Origin of the sequence: Nannocystis exedens (genome assembly GCF_002343915.1) — a bacterium.
Taxonomy (GTDB): domain Bacteria; phylum Myxococcota_A; class Polyangia; order Nannocystales; family Nannocystaceae; genus Nannocystis; species Nannocystis exedens.
This window is the reverse complement of the sequence record NZ_NETK01000001.1, coordinates 1432923-1450776: the sequence shown is the minus strand read 5'-3', so window position 1 is coordinate 1450776 and position 17854 is coordinate 1432923. Positions and strand designations below refer to the sequence as shown.

Here is a 17854-nt window from a genome sequence, read left to right as displayed (position 1 = left end):
GGGCGCGGCCGTCGCGGCGCTCGGCCCTCGTCGTCGACCTCGCGGTCCATCACTGGAGGTTGCGCCACGCCGTCGAGCTGTGCCTCGCGCTCAAGCCTCCCAGCCGGTGGGCGCGAACGTCGGGCCGGGCGCCAGCAGGGCCGCGAATTCGTCGGCGGCCAGGCGTCGCTCGAAGTCCTTCACGGCGACACCGGCCTGGCCGATCGCCGCGCTGACCGTCCACCAGGCTCCGGCGCACACGTCTCCGATCGCGTACAGGCGCGGCGACGAGGTCCGCTGGCGTGCGTCGACACGGACGAACCCCGCGCCGTCGACCTCGACCTGTCCGAGGACGAGCTCGCTGCGGGGCGCCATGCCGGCGCAGACGACGACAGCCGCGGCCTCGACGTGGCGCTCGCCGGCGGGTCCGGCGAGCAAGACCCCCTCGACGTCCGGGGCGCCGAGGATCGCCGCCAGTCGTGTCTCGAGGTGCAGGTCGATCCGCGGCTCGGCGGCGATCGCCGCGCGAAAATCGGGGCGAGCCCGCAGCTTCGAACCGCGGTGGACCAGAGTGACCCGCGGGCACAGCCGTGCGAGCAGCGCTGCCTCCTCGAGCGCCACGTCGCCGCCGCCGACCACGACCACCGGCCGGCCCGCGAAAGCCGGGCCGAACCGCCGCGCCGCCGGTGACAGGCCTCGACCCGGGACGTCCGCCTCGCCGGGCACGCCGAGGCGGCGACGGGTCGCGCCGGTCGCCAGCAGGATCGCCGTGCCGACCAGGCGCTCACCGGCCAGCTCGACGGTACCGCCGGCGGCATCGATCCGCTCGACCGGCGCGTTCACGCGGACGTGGCCGCCGAGCCGCTCGAGGTGGTGTTGCAGCCGGACCGCGAGCTCGGAGCCGGTCGCGACGTCGAGGCCCGGGCAGTCGAGGATCGGCGTGTCGTTGACGAGGAGCTGGCCGCCCGGGCGTGGGCCGGCGTCGAGGACGACCGCGCGCAGGTGCAGCGCGCGCGCGGCGATCGCAGCAGCGAGCCCGCCTGGGCCGGCGCCGACGATCAGCAGGTCGTACTGCGCGGCCACGAGGTCACCCGGCTTCGGCAGCGAAGTCCGCGGCGGACCGTACGCACTCGACCGCGACGGAGCGGACGCGGGGCATGTCGAGCGGCTGCTTGACGATGCGCACCCGGACGATGGTCTCGGGGTGGAGCTTCGTGATCTCGCGCGCCAGGTCGACGGCGAGCGCCTCGATCAGCGCGTATCGCCGGCCCTCCACGTGCGCGGCGAGGTGGTTGGCGATCACGTAGTAATCGACGAGCCCCGTGAAATCATCGCTCGCGGGCCCGCGGCCGAAGTCGGTGGTCAGCTCGAGGTCGACGTGGACCGTCTGTTTGACGCCTCGTTCGACCTCGTGGAATCCGATCTCGATGTCGAGCGCGAGCTGATTGCAGTACACGACATCGCCCCTGGGTCGGTTCATGGCGAGTGACTCCTCCGTGGGTTCCGGAACGGCGGCGGTTCATGATGCGTTCGCCGATCCTGGGGCCGACGCGACCGAGGTGCAGATTGGCTTGAACGCATGGCTGTTTGCCGCCGGATGATGACGCATGGCGTCGGCGAGGGCCCGCTCCCGGCGATCCTCCTTCGCCGAATGCGGGCCTGATCCATCGTGCCAGGCCCTGGCTCCGAGCTCACCGACGATCACGAGCGATGACGACGGCGACGCTCGGATCGATTCGCACAAGAGAGGCCGACAGTAAATCAGGACCTCCCCCAGCGTGGCCCCGAGCCGGTGTCGTCGTCGAGGCGTGGGCGACCGCCGGGCGCTATGTTCAGAGTTTGCGAGGGCGCCCGTGGGCGCCCGTGGGCGCCCGTGGGCGCCGCAGGTCGGGCTGGATGCCTGGAGAAGCCAAGGGGAGGTGATGTCGAACCCGGCGGAAAATCGCCTCACTGCCCGCTATCGGTCGCGTCGTCGAGGACTCGGCCGCGCGGACTTATGCCGACACTCGCCCGACCGAAGAAGGCCGGCGATATTTGTCGGCAGCGCGGCGAAGTCCGCGCGCAAACCCTCGGTTTCGAGGAGCCCCATGCATCGCTGTCGGCGTCCGTCTTCCACCTTTCTTCGACCGCTCGGCCGCGACGGCCGCTGCGGCGCTCGCCGGGCAGTTCGCAGGCTCGGGGCGCGCGCGCTCGCCCTCGGCGAGATCGCACGACACCCTCGTCACACCAGGACGGCGACGCGGTCCTGCCCCGCCACGGGGCCCTCACCGACCCGCGCCGCGAACCGCGTCCACGCCGCCTGGAAGGCCGCTCGGCGGCTTGGCACGGCCCCTGCTAAGGCCACGCCCGCATGACGACCTCGACTCGCCTCCTCGCCCTGTCCACGCTCTTCCTCTCACTGCCCGCTTGTGACTCCAAGGTCGAGGGTCACCCCGTGAACGACGGCGACAGCACGACCGCCGAGAACGACAGCGAGGGCGGGGAAGAAGGCGAGGGCGACAGCGAGGGCGAGCCTGCCAGTGAGGACGAGGGCGAGCCCGAGCCCAAGGCCGATTTCGGCCGCGCGGGCGAGGTCTGCGACCAGTCCCAGCTGTCCGCGGAGTGTCAGATCGGCGGCGTCGCCGGCCTCGAGTTCTGCGTCTGGTCGCTCGATCGGTACAGCCACATCTGGACCGCCTGCCTGACCGAGACGTGCGCCGAGGAGGGCGACTCGCGCGCCTGTGACGGCGGCACCCAGCACTGCGTCGCGTACGAGGCGACCCCCGACACCGGCGAGACGCGGTGGGGCCAGTGCGGCGAGGCCGACGAGTGCAAGCCGGGCGAGAGGCAGTCGTGCGGCTTCGGCGAGGAAAGCTTCGACATCGACATGGGCTGCATGGTCGACGAGGAGACCGGCCGCCACGTGTGGAACTGGGAGGACTGCAACACCCCGCTGGTGCTGAGCTTCGGCGACGCCATCGAGTTCGCGCCGACCTCCGCCTCGGCGGCCGACTTCGACATCCACGGCGGCGCCGGCAGCTGCGCCCGCGCCGACTGGCCGACCGCCGCCACCCCGTGGCTCGCGCTCGACCGCGACGGCAGCGGCAGCATCGACGGCGGCCAGGAGCTGTTCGGCGCCGCCACTCGCCTGTCCTTCGGATCAGGTGTCCACAACGGCTTCCAGGCCCTCGCCGAGCTCGACAGCGACCGCGACGGCAAGATCACCGCCGCGGACGCGCGCTGGGGCGAGCTGGTGCTGTGGGCCGACCACGACGCCGACCGTCGCTCGAGCGGCTGGGAGATGCTGCCGCTCGCCAGCTTCGAGATCGTCGAGATCGACCTCGGCTACACCACCCGCCGCGAGTGCGACGCGCGCGGCAACTGCGGCCTCGAGCGCGCCAGCTTCGTCTACCGCACCGCCGGCCAGCGGCGCACCGGCGAAGTCGTCGACGTGCGCGTCGCCTGCGAATGACAAAACATGTCCGCCACGGCGCCTATCGGGTGAGTGTGGCGGACCGGGGGTCAGGACGATGAGCAGGGCGCGGAGCGGGCGAGCGCGGCCCGCCTAGCCGAAGCGCCAGCCGACGAATGCCCGGGTCCGGAACAGGATGAGCACGCCGGGCCACGTGAAGTCGAAGGAAGGCTCGACGCCCAGCAGGAACCGCCCGCGAGGACCCAGCGCCCCCTGGATCCCCGCTCCGAGCGAAAGAAGAAAGAACAACGCCGTCCGCCGACCCGGCTCGTCGTAGAAGTCTTTCGGGATCACCGCGATGTCCAGGCCGGTGCGCGCCAGCCCGTAGCCGAAGACGCGCTCGTTGCTCGCGCCGACGCGGAACTCCCCGCCGAAGCGCAGCAGATCGACCGCAGGATCGCGTGGACCCGCCAGGTGCTCGAAGAAGCCGCCCAGCTGCGCGGCGAAGCGGCGGCCCCGGGCGACCGAGCGGCCCCCGCTGACCCCCCACGCATATTGACGGTACTTCGGATCGAGGACGTTGAAGGATGCGATGCCCGGAGCGACGTGCAAATAAGGACTCGGGCGGCGAAAGCCCTCGGTGAGGAGCGGCGCTTCGGACGGAGTCTGTGCGCGCGCAGGGCCGGGCTTCTCGTCGTCGGTCGCGCTGGGCACGGCGAGCTCGGGCGGAGGCGCGACCGTCTGCGCCTGCGTGTCGGTCGCGCCCGGCTCGGGGCTCTCCGCCGACTCGACGCGCGTTGCGGACTCGAGCTCCGCGGATTCGTCGCTCACTCGGGTCTCGACGGGCGGCGGGCTCTCGGCCGGGGCGAGGTCACCTGCCGACGACACACTCGGCGTCCAGCTCCATCCGACGAGGGCGAACAGGATGAACATCTGCAGCCTCGCACCTTAGACTCCGATCGACTTTGCGTCAACCAACGGCGGGACATCGCGCATTCCCTGGGATCGCCCGTCACCGCGACGCAATCGTCGAAGCGCGCGTCACACCTGTAGCCGCCCAGGTCCCGCGAAATTCTTGGCTCTTCAGGGTTGAGGGTGGCGCAGGTTGCGCGCGAAATCGCGCCGTGATATCGTGCGCGAAATGGCAGAGACCGAACTCTACGCCCGAATTCTCGGTATCGAGGCTCCCTGGAGAGTTGCTGCGGTGAAGCTGCAGCTCGGGCAGGGGCAGATCGTCATCGAGGTCGAGCACGACCCCGATGTGCCGACGACGTGCCCGGAGTGTGGCCAGGCTGTTCCCCGTCACGATACGCGGACTCGCCGATGGCGGCACCTCGATACGTGTCAGTATCGGACGATCATCGAAGCCGGCGTACCGCGGACGTCGTGCCCGAAGCACGGTACGCTCACGATGCGCGTCTCATGGGCGGACGGTAGCGCTCGGCTCACCGCGCTGTTCGAGGCGCTCGTGATCGACTGGCTCCGCGATGCGCCGATTGCAGTGGTCGCGGAGCGCCTCGGGCTCTCGTGGGATCAGGTCGCCGGCGTCCAGGAGCGTGCAGTACAACGCGGACTCGAGCGCCGCGAGGTCGCGCTGCCGGAGATGCTCGCCGTCGACGAGACCTCCTTCCAGCGGCGCCACGAGTACGTCACGATCGTGCATGACCCGAAGTCCGCCAGCAAGCGGGTCATCCACGTCGCCGACGGACGCGGCAAGGGGGCCCTCAAGGGCTTCCTGAGCGGCTTTTCGCGCCCAGAGAGGGCTGCGGTCTCCGTGGTCGTCATGGACATGCACGAGCCCTACATTCAAGCTGTCCGCGAGGCCATCCCCGATGGCGACGCGAAGATCGCCTTCGACAAGTACCACGTCGCCGCGCGCCTCGGTCAAGCCGTCGACCACGTGCGACGCGAGGAACACCGCGCTCTCCACGGCCTCGGCGACAACCGGCTCAAGGGCACCAAGTACCTCTGGCTGCGCAACCCCGAACGGATGAGCAAGGAGGTCTGGGACGACTTCGAGGCGCTGCGGACGAGCTCGCTGCGGACGGCCCGCGCGTGGGCGCTCAAGGAGGCGGCGATGGAGGTCTGGGAGCACACCTCGCCGAGCAACATGCGGGACCAATGGGGCATGTGGTACGATTGGGCTATCCGCTCTCGCCTGGAGCCGATGAAGGCCGCCGCGCGCATGGTCAAAAATCACCTCGGCGGCATCATCCATGCAGCCACCGAACGGATCACCAACGCCTCTGCCGAGGGCCTTAACTCGGTCATCCAGAAGCTCAAGTACGTCGCCCGCGGCTTCCGTAACCGCGACCGCTTCCGAGCTGCGATCTACTTCCACCTCGGCGGCCTCGACCTCTATCCTGCCGGGATCACGCGCTGAGTCAGCGGTATCCACCACAAACCCTGAAGAGCCAAATTCTTGCAGCCTCGCCGCACATGGGCACGCGTAACAGCCGCTGCCGCGAAGGTGACCGGGGCCCGACCCCGAGCGTCAGCGCGAGGACCGGCAGCACCGACAACGCCGAGAGCGTCCTCCTCGAATCGCCCGGCCTCGCCGGGCACGAAGCTCGGGCGGTCACCGTTCCAAGGTGGATTTCCCCTGCTGCAGCAGGTGCGACCGTCGCAGATCCGCGTGCCCCGGCGGGCCCGGCCTCACTGGCGTGCCAGAGCGAAGGCGGCCCAGTCGTCGCTCGGGCCGTCGCACTGGTACTCGCTCTCGGAGTCCGACAGCCACGACGCGCCGGCGTGGACCGCGTAGGGCCCGAGCTGCCCGGCTTGCAGCGGGAACGCCTCGAGCGTGTCGTCGCCGCTCGAGAATCGCAGCACCGCCGGCTCACCGAGGGCGAAGCAGCTCCCCTGTCCCTTGGGACAGAATCCGCCGAGCTCCTCGACGGAGACCGGCGCGAACATGTTGCCGATCTGCCCCTCGCCCTCGACGAAGGGCAGGGCGCTGCTGCCGGCGGCCAGACCGAGCAGCAGGACGTCGCGGAAATCGCCGATCGCCAGCCATTCGCCGCGGTACTCGTAGTCGGCGCGGACGTAGCGCAGCGACACCGGCGCGTCGAGCTGCTGTAGACCCTCGGGCAGCTGCACCGCCGCGTTGTCGAAGCTCACCGCGACCTCGACGTCGGTGCCGTCGACGTCGCAGCTCAGGGTGACTGCGTCCGACCCATCTCCGAGCGACGCGCCCTTGACGGTGCACGACGCCTGGACGTGGCCCTGAAAGTCCTCGGGGAAGCCGACCACGTCGAACATCACGTCGGGCGTCTGCGGCGCCGGGCACATCGCCACCGGTCCGGTGGTCTCGCTCTCGCCGGTCGCCTCGCTGCCGGGGGTGGTCGTCTCGGGGGTCGTGCTCGCGGACGTCGTCGTCGAGGTCGTCGGTTCGACGTCGCCGGTCGTCGTGGTGCTGGTCGAGGTCTCGCCGCTGGTGTCACCGCTGCCGCCCTCGGTCTCGCCGCCCGGGGTCTTGGGGCCGCACGCGGCCAGGGTGAAAAGGAGCCACGCATAATTCAGTCGCATGTCGGGGTCATACCATTTCCCGCACCCCAGCGCACACGCTCACGGCCGACCGGCCCTGAACCTCCGTCCGGACCGCCAGAGGCCCTCCGGGCGGCCGCGGCGTTCGGGCGGCCGCAAACGCTCGCGGGCAGCCTCTGCGGCCCGAGCCTCGGCCCGTCATCCCGCCGGTCCGGCTCGCCCTCGAGCGGGTGCTCGACATCGATCGGGTGCCGGGAGGGCGGGTCAACTGCTTCGGGACCGCGAAGGGGGGCGAGTTCAACCAGATCGACGTCTACGTGTGGCGACGGCTCCGCGGCGGCTCCAGATCCTTTCAGGGATCGTCTTGCCCACAGTACATGTCCTGAAGGACATGTAAACTCGTTCGGCGCACATACGAATGTCCCGCGAGGCCCCCGGGCCAGCTCTTCTCGTCTCCCCCGCGCACCCGTGGCACCCCCGGCTCACCGACCTCCGCGCGCTCGCCCCGGCGGCCGCGCCGCGGCGTCGTCGTCATGCCCCGAGCGAACCTCACGGCGGGCTCGACCGCTTCCGGTGACCCGCCGGGCAGGGGACCGCAGCGAGCGCCCCGACGGACGGCAGCGCCTGCGACCGGCGATTCGGCGAGCTCGGAGCTCGATCACCGCATCCCGCCCGGTCGGACGCGTATCGACGCCGCCTCGCCGCACCCGCGCGATGGGCCGCGCCAACCGCGGCTCGGCCCGGACGCGCCGTCCATGACTGAGCTCGTCGATTGCCCGACGCCGGGTTTCGCGGGCGAAAGTCGCGCTCTGTCCTCCGTGGGTAGCTCGCGCGGGAAGGGGGACAACACTGGCAGCAGTGATGCGACGGCAGAGTCCGGGAATACGGCGCGCCGCGCTGGCCTGCGCCTTGGCAGTCGCCGCCACCGCGACCGCGGTGCTGGCCCGGCTCGCGCTGGCCCCTTCACGGCTCGAACATACGTCGCCGATGCTGTTCGTCCCCGCGGTCCTCGCAGCCGCCGCCGCGGGCGGTCTTTGGCCCGGCCTGCTGGCGTGGCTCCTGAGCGTCGTCGCCGCGATGTGCTTTCTCGACGCGCTGGGCCGGCCGGTGCGGGGCGAGGCGACGGCCGACTGGCTGCAACTCGTCCTGTTCACCGTCACAGCCGTCTACATCTGTTGCATTTGCGAGCGGCTGTATGCGGCGCGCCATGACGTGGCCCGACGAGCCGCCGAGGAGTTGCGGAAACGGACCGAGGAGATCGATCGACTCATGGAGCTGATGCCGGCGGTGGCCTGGTTCGCGCGCGACGCCGAATGCCGCGTCGTCGTCGGGAACAAGCAGGGCTGCCAGCTCATGGGCGCTCCGGCCGGCTGCAACGTCTCGGCCCAGCTCCCGCCGGAACAGCGGCGATGGCTGAGGTTTCAGCGCGACGGCCAGGAGCTCCCGATCGAGGCGACCCCGATGCGGCTCGCCATCGCCACGGGGGCCCCCGTCACCGACGCCGAGCTCGACCTCGTCCTTATCGACGGTACGACGATTACACTGCTCGGCAACGCCGCCCCGCTGTTCGACGCCGCCGGCTCGGTGCGAGGGGCGGCCGCCGTGTGCCTCGATATCACCGGGCGCAAGCGATTTCAGGAGAAGCTGCACGAGAGCGAGGAGCGCCTGCGCCTGGCGATGGAGGGCGCCGAGCTCGGCGAGTGGGAGATCAATCTGCTCACCGGCGCCGTCGTCTGGTCGCCCCGGACCTGCGAAATCTTCGGCCTCGACCCCGACACGCCGGTCACGCTCGAGCTGTACCGAGCTCGGCTGCACCCGGAGGATCGAGCGGCGGACAGCGAGGCCCTGCGGGCCAGCCTCGTCAGCGGCGTGTACGAGAGCGAGTACCGGATCGAGCGGCCCGACGGCGGATGCCGCTGGGTCTCCGCGCGCGGCAAGACCGTGCGGGACCGTCAGGGACGACCCGTCCGCACGCTCGGCGTCGTCAGCGACATCACGCCTCGCAAGGCGGCCGAGCTCGCGCGGGCCCGCAGCGAGGAGCGTCTCCGGCTCATCATCGAGAGCGCGAGAGACTACGCGATCTTCACCACCGACCCGCGAGGGATCGTAACGAGCTGGAATGCCGGGGCAAAGAACGTCCTGGGGTACGACGAGCAGGAGATCGTCGGGGAACCCAGCAATATTCTGTTCACGGCCGAGGAGCGAAACCTGGGCGTCCCGGAACAGGAGCTGCGCGTCGCGCTCGCCGAGGGACGGGCGGCGAGTGAACGCTGGCACCTGCGCAAGGACGGCAGCCGGTTCTGGGGCAGCGGCGTGACGGTGCCGCTGCGCGACCACGGCGACATCCGCGGATTCCTCAAGATCTTACGCGATCGGACCGACGCGCAGCAGGCCAAGCGTTTGCTCGAGCGCGAAGCCGAGGCGCTGCAGCAGGCCGATCGGCGCAAGGACGAATTCCTGGCGACGCTGGCCCACGAGCTGCGCAACCCGCTGGCGCCGCTGAGCCACGGCCTCGAGATCCTCCGCCGCGCGGGCGACGACCAGGCCGTGGTCGAGCGGGCGCGCGCGATGATGGAGCGGCAGCTCGGGCACATGGTCCACCTCATCGACGACCTGCTCGACGTGAGCCGGATCTGCTCCGGCAGGATCGAGCTGCGAACGCAGCGCGTCGCCCTGGCGGAGGTGCTCCGCAGCGCCCTCGAGGCGGTCCAACCGCTGATCGAGGGCGGCGGCCACGAGCTCACGATGGAGGGGCTGCCCGAGCCCGTGTTCGTCGTCGCCGACGTGGTCCGGCTGGCCCAGGTCTTCGCCAACCTGCTCGGCAACGCCGCGAAGTTCACTCCTCACGGCGGGCATATCCGGCTGACGGTCGAGCGACAGGGCGGCGACGTGCTAATCCGCGTCAAGGACGACGGCATCGGCATCCGCGCGGAGATGTTGCCCCGGGTCTTCGACCTCTTCACCCAGGCGAATCACTCGCTCGAGCGGTCCCAGGGCGGTCTCGGCATCGGCCTCTCGCTGGTCAAGAGCCTGGTCGAGCTGCACGGCGGCGCCGTCGAGGCGAGGAGCGACGGCCCCGACCTGGGGAGCGAATTCGTCGTGCGCCTGCCGACCGTCGAGCCTCCACCCGACTCGCCCGCCGAGCCGCTCGAGCGCCTGGACCGCGCCCACGCGCGACGTCGGGTCCTCGTCGTCGACGACAACCAGGACGCGGCGGTCAGCCTGGCGGACATCCTCGAGCTCATGGGCTGCGACACGCGCGTGGTGCATGACGGCCTCGCCGCTCTCCGCGCCGCCCCCGAGTTTCGCCCCGACCTGGTCTTCCTCGACATCGGCATGCCGGACATGAATGGGTACGAGACGGCTCGCCGGATCCGCCAGGAGCCATGGGGAAAGGCCCTGACCCTCGTGGCGCTCACCGGCTGGGGGCAGGAGGGCGACAAGGCCCGCGCCCGCGACGCGGGGTTCGACCACCACCTCGTCAAGCCGGCCGCGCCGCAGGACCTCGAGGATTTGCTGGCGGGGCGCACGTGAGGCCGCTGCAATGGCGATGGATCGAGCGCCCGTCACACACGTCGCATTCGGGTGATTCGCGGCCGCGACGGCGAGGGCCCGATGACCGCCCCCTGCGAGTGCGATCGGGTGATTCGCGGCGATCCAAATGGCTGCCCCGCGGCGGATCGGCGCCTTCTTGTACACCCGGGTGAGGCAGCGCCTTCGGCTCGCCGCGCGGAAGGTCGGCGACCCGCTCGCGTGAGAGAGCCACGAGACGCGTCCTTCAGCCAGCAGATTAGGAAAAACACTGGATCAGGTTTCCCATCATGACGCGCTCGGCAGGCGACGAAGCCGCCGTTTCGCGGTCGACTCCGGCAAGAGGCCGCTCCGGCGCTCGAGGCGGGAGGTTCCTGGCACGATCGAAGGACCCATGATCTCATGAGAGCATGGCGTCCTTTCACACCACCCAGGGGATCGCTGTCGACCTCGACAGCTTCTCGTCCGCCGAAGTCGCTGAGATGATGGAGGCCGCGGTGGCCAACGTCGTCGGCGCTGCGCTCGAGTTCGCTCCGACGAGCGATGCCGCAGAGCTCGCCGAGATGGCACGAGGCTGGATCGAGGCGCTCGACCGACCATCGCTCGCAAGGGTCTGTGGTTCGGTCTCGGCGAGGGGGCCGCGCGACACCAGTCGCCTCATCGCCGGCGTCCTGCTGACGACGTATCAGCGCGGCGCTCGGTGAGCGCGGCGATGCGTGCCGCGGACCGTCGGCGGTGCCGTCCTCCAAGTCAGCCCGGGCGGACGGGCCTCCGCGGGCCGAGCTTCGCGTCCTCGTCCAGCCGGCTCAGATCGCGGTAGACGCGGGTGCGCTCGGCGACGAAGCAGGCGCCGAGGCCTGCAGCCTCGCGGTCGCTCAGCATCCGTCGCGCCGGCGCGAGGAGATCCCTCTCCTCCTCGCGCAGATGCCGGGACATCGCCTCGCAGAGCAGATTGATCGTGGAGTCCCGGCGGGCGTCCCCCCACGGCACGCGCTCTGCCTCACGCAGGAGTTCGTCGAGCCGCTCGTGCTCCTGCAGCCCCTCGATGGCTCGCTGCTGCACGCTCTGGATATGAATCAGGTAGCTGTAGAGCACGTGCTCCTCGGCCCTCGCGTAGGCGGTGTACTCGCAAAGCAGCCGGTAGAAGCACTGCTGCGGGTCGCCGCCCGGCTCGGCGACGCGGAGGCGAACGAGCGATTGTCGGAGCCGCTGGTGCTCCGCCTGGAGGTGATCGAAGATCGACGGCATGGTGGTAAACCTCCCAGCAGCTTCAAAAGTCGCGCGTCGTCGCGTGCCGTCGCGGAGGCGCCGCCTTTCGAGCCGACCGGTGCTCGTGTCCGTGGCGGGCATCGGAGCGAGCGGCGCTCGGCGCGAAGGCCTCCACGGTCGGCGCGGGTAAAAGGCTCGCCTCGCCCTCCTGACGAGGCGTGATGGATCGAGGGGGTGTCATGGCGATCGTCCTGAAGCCGAGGTTGGTACTTGCTCGGGCGCGCGGCCTTCGATGAGGGTGCGCGGAACGGCGGCATCGGCAAGGAGGTCAGCAGCCGCGACGCTGCTCTTGCCGGTCCTGCGAGCGCTCGATCCGGGCGCCTCGGAGCACCACGGCGACGACCGGGGTTAGGGTCTGCCAGTACGGCAGCGAGCGGGCGAGCCCGGCGCCTCGCCGCGACGCCGGCCGCGAGGGAGCTGGGAAACTCCTTGGACGAGAGGCCGCGCACTCCGGCTCCCCTCGCGTGAGAACGAGTGCGGGGAGCCTTCTGCGCCTGCTCGGCGGTGCAAGTCGGGCCCGGCTGTACGGGTTGCTGACGATCGCCTTCGCGCTCAAGCTCGCACGGAGAGGCGACGTGCTGCACCGAGTCGGTGCTGGGCGCGTGCGTGCGAGGAAAGGGTCATGCAAAACAAGGAGCAGGACCGTCGACAGGACGAGAAACAGATTCGGCGCCAGGAACGGCGGGAGGAGCGGCAGGACGAGCGCCGCGACGAGCAGCGCGCCCAGCGGGAGGACGACCGGCGTGAACAAGAGAACCGCGAGCAGGACCGTGACGAACGGCGCGCGCGGGACTGATTCGGAGCCGCGGAGCCGCGGCCGGCGTCGCGGCTCCGCCGTCGTGTCGGCTCCCGTCGTCAACCTCGTGTCCCACTTCGGCACGTCGGACAGCGGCTATTTACGTGACCCCCTTCACGAGGGTGAGAGATCTGGGATGCGCGCGACCGCTACGATTCGCTGTCGCCGATCGAGTCCCTCGAGTACGCCGTCACTCCGACGCTCAGCTTGCAAGGCGAAGACGACCAGCGCTGTCCAATCGGGCGAGCCGAGGAGCTGTTCGCCACCCTGGTCAGGGCCGGCGAGGCTCCGGTCGAGCAGGTCCGCTACCCCGGCGGTGATCACCACCTCGCCGAGCAGGGCGCTCCGTCCCACCGCGTCGACTTTACCCGGCGGATCGTCGAGTGGGCCGAACGGTGGGCGGGGCGCCATTTTTGAGCGGCGGCCGCGGGCGGTGGCCACGAATCACGGCACGGTCCTGGACGCACGAGCGCGACCGCCATCGACGCGGGCGTCCGGTCGCTTCGAGCTCCGACCGCCCGCGCGCGAGCGCGGCGTCGAGTGACGGCATGACCCGACCGCGCCGTTCGCAGCGCGGAATACGCTCGCCGGCCGAGGGCGGCGTGGCCGTCGCGCCGGGGCTCACGGCGCCGCAGCCCGCTGGTCGCCGCCGGCCGACGGCGCATCCTTGAAGGGTCGCGGAGGAACCGTGAGTGCGTCGACCCGCAGCCTGCGCGGCCTCGATCTCGTCAATGTCTTCATGGCCGACGTGAAGGACGGGGTCGGCGTCTATTTGTCGGTTTACCTGCTCGCCGAGCACGCGTGGGACCCGTCCCACATCGGCCTGGTGGTCGCGATCCCGGCGCTGGTCTCGATCCTCGCGCAAGCGCCGGTCGGCGGCTTCATCGATCGCACCCCGTGGAAGCGGCTGCTGCTGGTGGCGGCCTCGGCGATCGTCGCGCTGTCGTGCATCACGGTGGTCGTGTTTCCCCGCTTCGCGCCGATCGTCGCGGCGCAGGTGGCGCTCGGCCTGGCGCAGACGATCTTCCCGCCGTGCGTCGGCGCCATCACGCTCGGGATGGTGGGGCACGAGCGGCTGCCCGTCCGGATCGGTCGCAACGAGAGCTTCAACCATGCGGGCAACCTGCTGGCGGCGGTGATCGCCAGCGTCATCGGCTGGTTCATCTCCTACCGCGGCATCTTCTACTTCTCGATCGTCCAATGCGTGGTCCTCGTCGGCGCGACCTTGCTGATCCGCGAACGAGACATCGACCACGAGCTCGCGCGCGCGGCCGCGGAGGACAGCGCCCCGTGCGGCTCGACGCGAGCCGCCCTCGGGGCCCTGCTCGCCGACCGGGACATCGCCGCCTTCATCACCGCGATGTGCCTGTGGAACGTCGCCAACGGGGCGATGCTCCCGCTGCTCGGGCAGAAGCTCGGCCTCGACGACATCGAACACTCCGCGCTCGCGCTGTCGATCTGCATCATCATCGCCCAGGCCGTCATGATCGCCGTGGCGCCGGTGGCCGCCAGGCTGGCCGATCGCGGGCGCAAGGGTTTGTTCCTGATCGCCTTCTTGCTGGTACCCGTCCGGGCGCTGCTGTTCGCGTCGCTGTCGAACAGGTATGCGCTCATCGGCCTGCAGGTCGTGGATGGTCTCGGCGCCGGGATCTACGGGGTGCTGCTCGTCGTCACCATGGCGGACCTCGGCAAGGGCACGGGTCACTTCAACCTGTTGCAGGGGACGACGTACGCGGCGATCAGCTTCGGGGTGGCGCTGAGCAGCATCCTCAGCGGCTACGTCGTCCGCCACGCCGGGTACTCGGCCGGGTTCGGCACGCTCGCGGGGATCGGGCTGCTCGCGACGCTCTTCTTCGCCCGCCGCGTCCGGCCGGGTCGACCCGACTCCGCCGCCGCGCGAGCGAGCTCCGCGGGGTAGGGCGCGGGGGGCCTGAAAGACGCAGGCGTAGCTCGCTATCCATTCCCTCATTGCCGTGCTCGCACCAGCACCGCGAACTCGAAAATACCCCTGGTCGTCATGGTGAGCCCACCGCAGGTGGCCGCCGCCTGCGCGACGGATCGGGCTGAGCAGGCCCCCGCGCCGGCCTTCGAGACCTCGTCCTGGACCGCCTTGCGCGACCTCGCACATCTCTCATGAATGATGGCCATGCACAATCGCTGGACCATCTCTTTCACGCTCGTGCTCGGCTCTTCGGTGGTCGTGCTGGGTTGCCCCGAGGAGGACGACGAGTCGACCACGACGACCACGACCACCACGGACGGGACCGGCACGACCGGTACCACCGCGACGACGGACACGCCGGCCACGACAGTCAACACCAGCACGACCACCGGCACGGGCAACACCGATGGCATGAATACGACCGCAGGAACGGACACCGGCGGCACCACGGGGGGCACCGCCACCGGAGGAACGGAGACCGGCGGAACGACGGGGGGCACCGCCACCGGAGGAACGGAGACCGGCGGAACGACGGGAGGCACCGCCACCGGAGGAACGGCGACCGGCGGCACCACCGGGGGAACGACTGCCGGCACCGGGGGCCTTCGGCCGGATCCGTCGAACGGGTGAGGGCGGTCCGGTCTCGGCCGCCGATCGCCCCGCGGGCCGGTCGACTCCGCGTCGAAACCATCCGCCGCGACGGTCCGTCCGCGAGAGCTGGCCCCGGTGAGACCGGCGATCGACACGACGCTGAGGCGTGGCGCCTCCTGGCGAGGCATCGGCTGGCACGCATGGCGGTGGCCGTGCCGGTCCGCGGCAGCCTCGTTCACGCGCTCGCCCGCAGCGACGCCGAGGACGGCCGCTCGCTCCAATTCGGTGCTTTCGGCGCGACGAGCCAGCTCGATCCAGCACGATGGATAGAGGCCTTGGAAGTTGGAAAATCCCTGGAACATGGACGAAAGGGCATGCCCACATGCTCAGGTCACGCATTGTCGCCGTCGCCGCCGCCGTCAGCCTCGGCGGCCTGGCGCTGGTCCCCGGTTACGCCGCCGCCAGCCCCTACCTCGTCGATTTCGCTGCCCGTGGCGACAACCCCGCCGACGATGTGTCCACGGATGTGCGCGAGGCGATCGTCGAGCAGGTGCCCATGGGCGAAGCCCTGCCGGCTCCGCGGGCGCCGCCGGCCCTGGCGGCCCCACCCGAAGACGGTCTCGGTCTCCTGATCACCGGCTTCTCGATGTTCACCGCGAGCTATCTCCTCGCCGCCTGGACCGGCGCGCTCGTCCACGACGGCCTGACCGGCTGCAACGGCACGCGCGAGCAGTGCCGCGAGATCGGCAAGGCGCTGATGATCCCCTTCGCCGGCCCGATCATGGCCGCGCAGGAGATCGATGGCGTCAGCGAGACCGCGAGCCTCTTCCTCGTCTCCAGCATCCAGATCGCCACGTTCACCGTGGGCCTCGTCGGGGCCGTCCGCCAGTGGCGTTACAAGCGGTGGGAGCGCAGAGCCGGCGGGCTCCCGCTCGGCGAGTCCGGCCTCGCGGTCCAGCCCATGCCTCGCCTCGACGGCGGCGGCCTCGGCCTCCACTACCGCTTCTGATCCGCGCGCTCCCGCTTCCTCGCGTGCGGTCCGCACACAGGCCGCTCGTGGGGGCGAGCCGTGCGCGGGACCGGGCCAGCGAGCCGTCGACGCAGATTGATGTATGACCGCAAAGACATGTCGCTGGAGCCATGTCTGACAGAACATGCGCCGATGGCCCGCGGAATCACCACGGCAGGGCGCAGATGCCGACGTGCTCGAGCCCGGGCGGGGGGTCGATCGGCTCGAAGATCGAGCGGCACTCCTGGCCGACCCCCGGGCAGACGTCGGGTCCGCCGAGGTCGCAATAGGAGGTGCAGCAGCCGAGCGAGTCGGGGGGGCACTCGGCGGCGAGGTCGGGGTCGACGCAGGTCAGGCCCGGCTCGCAGGAATTGCTGTACTCGCAGCTCTCGAACAGCTCCGAGGGTTGCTCGGGGTGCGGCCAGCACACGAAGTCCATGCCCGAGAACATGCAGGTCTGCCCGGCCGGGCAATCCTGCAGCAGCGGGTCGCACTCGGGGAGGCACAGCGGCATGTCCGAGACGAGGCAGGCGAACCCGGGGTCGCACGCGGGGGCGAGGGGGCTGCCGGTGCACAGCGGGATGCAGGTGCCCAGACCGGTGTCCTCGTCGACGTGGTGGCAGGTGAGGCCGAGGTCGCAGGTGTCGGGGCCGAAGGGGCCCTCGACGAGGATCTGGCACGGCTCGCCGAGCTGGGCCGGGTCGGGCACGATCGTGGCGCAGGTGAAGCTCTCGTACACGTACGGCGGCGGCCCCTCGACCGTGCATTTCTGACCGCTGGGGCAGTCCTGCTCCCACGCGTCGCATCCAGAGGGCGGCGGGTCGACGAAGTTCGCGCCCGAATCGCTGGTGCTGGGGCTGTCGCTGGTGCTGGGGCTGTCGGTGTCGCCCGAGGTCGAGGTCACCACCCCCGTTTCGGAGGAGTCGCTGGTGTGGCCGCCGGTGAGGATCGGGTCGAAAATGCCCAGGTCGCAGCCGGCGAGGGCGATGGAGGCGAAGGCGAAGGAAAGGGGTGAGCGAAAGCTAATCGGCATGCGAGATACGCTAGCAACCGATGTGCCTCGAATTTGTCGTGGAGTTCCACGCGCCGGCGACGATGTGCCCGACGCGTGGCCGCAGGCCTGCCCCGGGGCTCCCCATGGGGCCGCGGAGGCCGCGCCGAGTCGCCGAGCAGGGGGTCCGCGCTGTCACAATGCACTCGGGCGAGGGCTCGCAGTCGCCTCCGTTGCGAGCCGCGCGGAGGCGACTGCCGCGGCGCTGCGTCGCCGGTCGCCGCGACGCGGCCCGCCACGCGGTCGACCGCGACGTCACGGCCGGCCCTACGGACCGACCCACAGCGCCATGTAGATGTCGTCGAGGTACGCGTCCGGGCCGATCTTTAACCGCCGGGTCTTGCGCCCCTCCTCGACGAACCCGAGCGATCGATACAGGGCGATCGCGCGATCGTTCGACGAGCGCACCTGAAGCTCGACCTTTTCGACGCGGGGGTTCGACCGCGCCCAGCGCAGGAGCTCGTGCATGAGGGCCCTCCCGACGCCCTGGCCCTGATGTCCTTCATGCACGGCGATCGTCAGGCGGACGACGTGCGACGTCACCGCGAGCGAGAGCGCCTCCAGGAACGCGTGCCCGGCGATCGTGCCCTCGCGCTCGGCGACGAGGTAGATGCCGCGGCCGCGCGCTTCGAGGTCGACGATCGTCCTGCGCACGGCGTCGTCGTCGATCTCGTCGGGCCTCGACGCGAGCCTCCCCGGCACCCGCGCGATCGCGCGTTCGGCCGCCGCGAGCAGCGGCGCGTCCTCTGGTCGTGCGTTTCGAATCGAAGCTGCGTCCGAGCTCATGACGAGCTCATACCACGCAGTGCTCG

At 70.6% G+C, this 17854-nt stretch carries 16 protein-coding genes; 9 read left to right on the top strand and 7 right to left on the bottom strand.

What is annotated here, in order from left to right:
- Positions 1–90: 90 nt before the first annotated feature.
- Together NAEX_RS05660 and NAEX_RS05655 are read right to left on the bottom strand one after the other, a co-directional pair.
- Positions 91–1062, bottom strand: a complete 972-nt coding sequence (locus NAEX_RS05660; RefSeq protein ID WP_170135492.1) for an NAD(P)/FAD-dependent oxidoreductase — start codon at positions 1060–1062, stop codon at positions 91–93.
- A 4-nt stretch (positions 1063–1066) separates the two neighbouring features.
- Entirely contained in the window at positions 1067–1459 is a 393-nt protein-coding gene (locus NAEX_RS05655; RefSeq protein ID WP_096326498.1) for a dihydroneopterin aldolase, read from the bottom strand.
- Positions 1460–2329: 870 nt separating this feature from the next.
- On the opposite strand from NAEX_RS05655, the gene NAEX_RS05650 reads away from it, so the two are divergent.
- Positions 2330–3430 carry a calcium-binding protein gene (locus NAEX_RS05650; protein ID WP_143141517.1) on the top strand — a complete coding sequence of 367 codons (1101 nt, stop codon included), beginning with the start codon at positions 2330–2332 and terminating at the stop codon, positions 3428–3430.
- 93 nt (positions 3431–3523) lie between these two features.
- Here NAEX_RS05650 and NAEX_RS05645 read toward each other — a convergent pair whose 3' ends face one another.
- Positions 3524–4303, bottom strand: coding sequence for a hypothetical protein (locus NAEX_RS05645; protein WP_096326496.1), 780 nt, complete (start codon positions 4301–4303; stop codon positions 3524–3526).
- A gap of 208 nt (positions 4304–4511) precedes the next feature.
- Here NAEX_RS05645 and NAEX_RS05640 point away from each other — a divergent pair, with 208 nt between their 5' ends.
- Positions 4512–5753, top strand: a complete 1242-nt coding sequence (locus NAEX_RS05640) for an ISL3 family transposase (protein WP_096326274.1) — start codon at positions 4512–4514, stop codon at positions 5751–5753.
- A gap of 272 nt (positions 5754–6025) precedes the next feature.
- Here the strand turns inward: NAEX_RS05640 and NAEX_RS05635 are convergent, their stop codons facing one another.
- On the bottom strand, positions 6026–6895 hold the full coding sequence (locus tag NAEX_RS05635; RefSeq protein WP_096326495.1) for a hypothetical protein: 870 nt from the start codon (positions 6893–6895) through the stop codon (positions 6026–6028).
- Positions 6896–7762: 867 nt separating this feature from the next.
- Here NAEX_RS05635 and NAEX_RS05630 point away from each other — a divergent pair.
- Complete coding sequence (locus NAEX_RS05630; protein WP_170135491.1) at positions 7763–10387, top strand: PAS domain S-box protein; 2625 nt, start codon at positions 7763–7765, stop codon at positions 10385–10387.
- 407 nt (positions 10388–10794) lie between these two features.
- Positions 10795–11088 carry a hypothetical protein gene (locus tag NAEX_RS05625; protein WP_096326493.1) on the top strand — a complete coding sequence of 98 codons (294 nt, stop codon included), beginning with the start codon at positions 10795–10797 and terminating at the stop codon, positions 11086–11088.
- 46 nt (positions 11089–11134) lie between these two features.
- On the opposite strand, the gene NAEX_RS05620 is transcribed toward NAEX_RS05625, so the two are convergent.
- The gene (locus NAEX_RS05620; protein WP_100793119.1) at positions 11135–11632 is read right to left on the bottom strand and encodes a hemerythrin domain-containing protein; all 498 of its coding nucleotides are present in this window, start codon (positions 11630–11632) and stop codon (positions 11135–11137) included.
- A 643-nt stretch (positions 11633–12275) separates the two neighbouring features.
- Between NAEX_RS05620 and NAEX_RS49715 the strand changes: the two genes are divergently transcribed.
- The 5 genes from NAEX_RS49715 (at position 12276) to NAEX_RS05600 (ending at position 15991) form a co-directional block, all read left to right on the top strand.
- Positions 12276–12449 carry a hypothetical protein gene (locus NAEX_RS49715; protein ID WP_170135490.1) on the top strand — a complete coding sequence of 58 codons (174 nt, stop codon included), beginning with the start codon at positions 12276–12278 and terminating at the stop codon, positions 12447–12449.
- A gap of 129 nt (positions 12450–12578) precedes the next feature.
- Positions 12579–12866, top strand: coding sequence for an alpha/beta hydrolase family protein (locus tag NAEX_RS05615; RefSeq protein WP_096326491.1), 288 nt, complete (start codon positions 12579–12581; stop codon positions 12864–12866).
- A gap of 271 nt (positions 12867–13137) precedes the next feature.
- Positions 13138–14367, top strand: a complete 1230-nt coding sequence (locus tag NAEX_RS05610) for an MFS transporter (protein ID WP_096326490.1) — start codon at positions 13138–13140, stop codon at positions 14365–14367.
- A 228-nt stretch (positions 14368–14595) separates the two neighbouring features.
- Positions 14596–15021: a hypothetical protein gene (locus NAEX_RS49710; RefSeq protein WP_170135489.1), complete on the top strand. Its 426-nt coding sequence runs from the start codon at positions 14596–14598 to the stop codon at positions 15019–15021.
- Positions 15022–15364: 343 nt separating this feature from the next.
- On the top strand, positions 15365–15991 hold the full coding sequence (locus NAEX_RS05600) for a hypothetical protein (protein WP_096326488.1): 627 nt from the start codon (positions 15365–15367) through the stop codon (positions 15989–15991).
- Between the two features lie 166 nt (positions 15992–16157).
- On the opposite strand, the gene NAEX_RS05595 is transcribed toward NAEX_RS05600, so the two are convergent.
- Both NAEX_RS05595 and NAEX_RS49705 read right to left on the bottom strand, forming a co-directional pair.
- Entirely contained in the window at positions 16158–17024 is an 867-nt protein-coding gene (locus tag NAEX_RS05595; RefSeq protein ID WP_096326487.1) for a hypothetical protein, read from the bottom strand.
- Positions 17025–17309: 285 nt separating this feature from the next.
- Positions 17310–17828 carry a GNAT family N-acetyltransferase gene (locus tag NAEX_RS49705; protein ID WP_170135488.1) on the bottom strand — a complete coding sequence of 173 codons (519 nt, stop codon included), beginning with the start codon at positions 17826–17828 and terminating at the stop codon, positions 17310–17312.
- Positions 17829–17854: the final 26 nt, after the last annotated feature.

Bases quoted from the DNA above. Each gene is read 5' to 3' on its own strand.
- NAEX_RS05655 (WP_096326498.1), bottom strand. From the start codon at position 1,459: ATGAACCGACCCAGGGGCGATGTCGTGTACTGCAATCAGCTCGCGCTC.
- NAEX_RS05650 (WP_143141517.1), top strand. From the start codon at position 2,330: ATGACGACCTCGACTCGCCTCCTCGCCCTGTCCACGCTCTTCCTCTCA.
- NAEX_RS05645 (WP_096326496.1), bottom strand. From the start codon at position 4,303: ATGTTCATCCTGTTCGCCCTCGTCGGATGGAGCTGGACGCCGAGTGTG.
- NAEX_RS05640 (WP_096326274.1), top strand. From the start codon at position 4,512: ATGGCAGAGACCGAACTCTACGCCCGAATTCTCGGTATCGAGGCTCCC.
- NAEX_RS05635 (WP_096326495.1), bottom strand. From the start codon at position 6,895: ATGCGACTGAATTATGCGTGGCTCCTTTTCACCCTGGCCGCGTGCGGC.
- NAEX_RS05625 (WP_096326493.1), top strand. From the start codon at position 10,795: ATGGCGTCCTTTCACACCACCCAGGGGATCGCTGTCGACCTCGACAGC.
- NAEX_RS05620 (WP_100793119.1), bottom strand. From the start codon at position 11,632: ATGCCGTCGATCTTCGATCACCTCCAGGCGGAGCACCAGCGGCTCCGA.
- NAEX_RS49715 (WP_170135490.1), top strand. From the start codon at position 12,276: ATGCAAAACAAGGAGCAGGACCGTCGACAGGACGAGAAACAGATTCGG.
- NAEX_RS49710 (WP_170135489.1), top strand. From the start codon at position 14,596: ATGCACAATCGCTGGACCATCTCTTTCACGCTCGTGCTCGGCTCTTCG.
- NAEX_RS05600 (WP_096326488.1), top strand. From the start codon at position 15,365: ATGCTCAGGTCACGCATTGTCGCCGTCGCCGCCGCCGTCAGCCTCGGC.
- NAEX_RS05595 (WP_096326487.1), bottom strand. From the start codon at position 17,024: ATGCCGATTAGCTTTCGCTCACCCCTTTCCTTCGCCTTCGCCTCCATC.
- NAEX_RS49705 (WP_170135488.1), bottom strand. From the start codon at position 17,828: ATGAGCTCGGACGCAGCTTCGATTCGAAACGCACGACCAGAGGACGCG.